Origin of the sequence: Spirillospora sp. NPDC049652 (assembly GCF_040675125.1) — a bacterium.
Classification (GTDB): domain Bacteria; phylum Actinomycetota; class Actinomycetes; order Streptosporangiales; family Streptosporangiaceae; genus Spirillospora.
On sequence record NZ_JBFAOF010001163.1, the window covers coordinates 1 to 2,000 of the forward strand.

The following is a 2,000-nucleotide window of genomic DNA, read 5'->3' on the forward strand; positions in this document are numbered from 1 at the left end:
CGACGGTGTACGCGTCCACGGCCCACGGGAGCGCGGCGGCGGGGGCGTGCAGGTCGGACCGCATGTCCGGAAGCGCCACGTTCAGGATGGTCGCGTCCAGCGCGATCACGAAGTTGCCGGCCGCGATCCCGGCGAACCGCAACGCCGTCCGCTCCCGGCCCGGCGATGCTGCTCGCTCCTCGCCGGCCGAGAGCGCTCTCTTCCGGCTCGCTGGCTGCTGCTTCGGCGTCGAACCCGTGGCCGGTGTTCCGGACAGCTCGGTGGTCGAGGACATGACCGCGTATCTCCTGGTGAGGGGGAGTGGATGCCTCTCCACCTCACTCCTCCGGACCGTCCCGAACCAGAAGCACTCCGAGCCCGCAGCGATCACGATTCGAGATCGCCGCCCGTGGCACGGTCAGCGGGAGGGCACGGCCCGGCAGGCGGTCAGGAGGGCCTGGGTGCGGGCCGGGGCGTTCGGCGGGACGACCAGGACGGCGGGCAGCGACAGCGCCGGACGGACGGGCCGGAAGGCGACCCGGGACGTGCGGACCTGCTCGGCGGCGGTGGCATAGAGGACGGTCCAGCCGCCGGTGCCCGCGGCAAGGGACGCGAGGGTGTCCTGGAGAGTGCTGTGCGGAGGCCCGGACACGGGAGTGAATCCGGCCTCCCGGCAGGACTGGGTGACCAGATCGACGAGCGCGGGATTGGTTCGGCGCTCGGTCAGGATGAGAGGCAGGTCGGCCAGCCGGGAGAGGTCCACGGCGGCCTCCTTCGCCAGCGGGTGCCGGGCGGGGAGGGCGACGACGAGCTCGTCCTGCCAGACCGGGATCAGGCGGACGTCATGGCCGGTCTCGTCGGCCACGCCGCGGATGAAGGCCGCGTCGAGCTCGCGGCCGGCGACGCGGCGGATGCGCTCCTCCGCGGGCAGCGCCGCCAGTTCGACCCGGTAGCCGCGCTCGGCCAGCGCCTCCAGGACGAGCGTCAGGCGGTCGCCCATGCCCCGGCTCGTCCCGAGGCGCAGGACGGTCTCGCGCGAGTCGACGTACTCCCCGATCGTGTCCAGGGCCTGGCGCTCGGCGTCCAGGACCGCGCGGGCGGCGGGCAGGAAGACAGCGCCCGCCTCGGTCAGCCGGACGTGCCGGGGCGAGCGGTCGAACAGCTCGACGCCGAGTTCCCGTTCCAGCCGGACGATCTGCTGGCTCACCGCCGACTGCACGATCGTCAGGCGCTCGGCCGCGCGGCCGAAATGCAGCTCCTCGGCGACCGTGACGAAGTACCTCAGCTGGCGCAGTTCCATGGCCTGACCAGGGTAATCCGTACCGGACGGCCACATTCGCGTGCCCGGACGCAACGGTTCGGTCCGGTGCCCGCGCGCCCCGCGCGCGTCTCCGCGATCCTGGGACGGCTCGCAGAGGAGGTGCCGCCGTGTACGACGAGACGCAGAGCCCCGCCCGGGAGGAGATTCTGGATGTGGCCCGGGAGGACCGCACCGCCCTCTTTACCGGCTCGGTGATCGACGCCGCCGCCCACGCGCTCTACGACATGGAGGAGGTGCTGTTCGAGCACGGCGTCTACGACCCGTTCACGCGCCGTACCGGGCCGCTGCCCGAGCGGATCCTGCGGGCCTGCGCCGAGCGGTTCACCCGCGAGTGCTTCTACGTGGACGAGGACGTCGAGCCGGTCAAGCTGCTGGACACCGTGGTCTGGCAGGCGTCGGTGCACCTGGACACCGAGCTCACGCCCGTCGAGGGGCCCGTGATGGCCGTCTGCCGCGCCGAGGTCGGCTACGTGAAGCTGCCGCGCGAGGACGCCCCTCCCCTGCTCGTGACGCTCGGCCGTCCGGACGAGGCCGCCGCGCAGGTGATCATGAGCTCCGGCCCCTGCGGCCTCGGCCCCTACCGGCCCGGCCCCTGGACCTGGAACCTCACCACCCGGACGCCCGGCGCGTACTTCATCGGCGACGGGACCCGGATCATCGCGCCCGCGCCGTCCCACGAGACGGCCGCCGAGGTCGGTGC

The 2,000-nt window shown here is 73.2% G+C and carries 2 protein-coding genes and 1 pseudogene; 1 reads left to right on the forward strand and 2 read right to left on the reverse strand.

Annotated elements, in window-relative coordinates:
- Both AB0J52_RS38095 and AB0J52_RS38100 read right to left on the reverse strand, forming a co-directional pair.
- A pseudogene (locus tag AB0J52_RS38095) lies at window positions 1-274 on the reverse strand (hypothetical protein); the annotation flags it as partial.
- A gap of 123 nt (window positions 275-397) precedes the next feature.
- The gene (locus AB0J52_RS38100; protein WP_500187868.1) at window positions 398-1,279 is read right to left on the reverse strand and encodes a LysR family transcriptional regulator; all 882 of its coding nucleotides are present in this window, start codon (window positions 1,277-1,279) and stop codon (window positions 398-400) included.
- Window positions 1,280-1,407: 128 nt separating this feature from the next.
- Between AB0J52_RS38100 and AB0J52_RS38105 the strand changes: the two genes are divergently transcribed.
- The coding region (locus AB0J52_RS38105; RefSeq protein ID WP_500187870.1) for a hypothetical protein at window positions 1,408-2,000 on the forward strand (593 nt) is incomplete at its 3' end.

What these genes read in the sequence shown, in the direction of transcription:
- AB0J52_RS38100 (WP_500187868.1), bottom strand. Translation starts at nt 1,279, where the DNA reads ATGGAACTGCGCCAGCTGAGGTACTTCGTCACGGTCGCCGAGGAGCTG.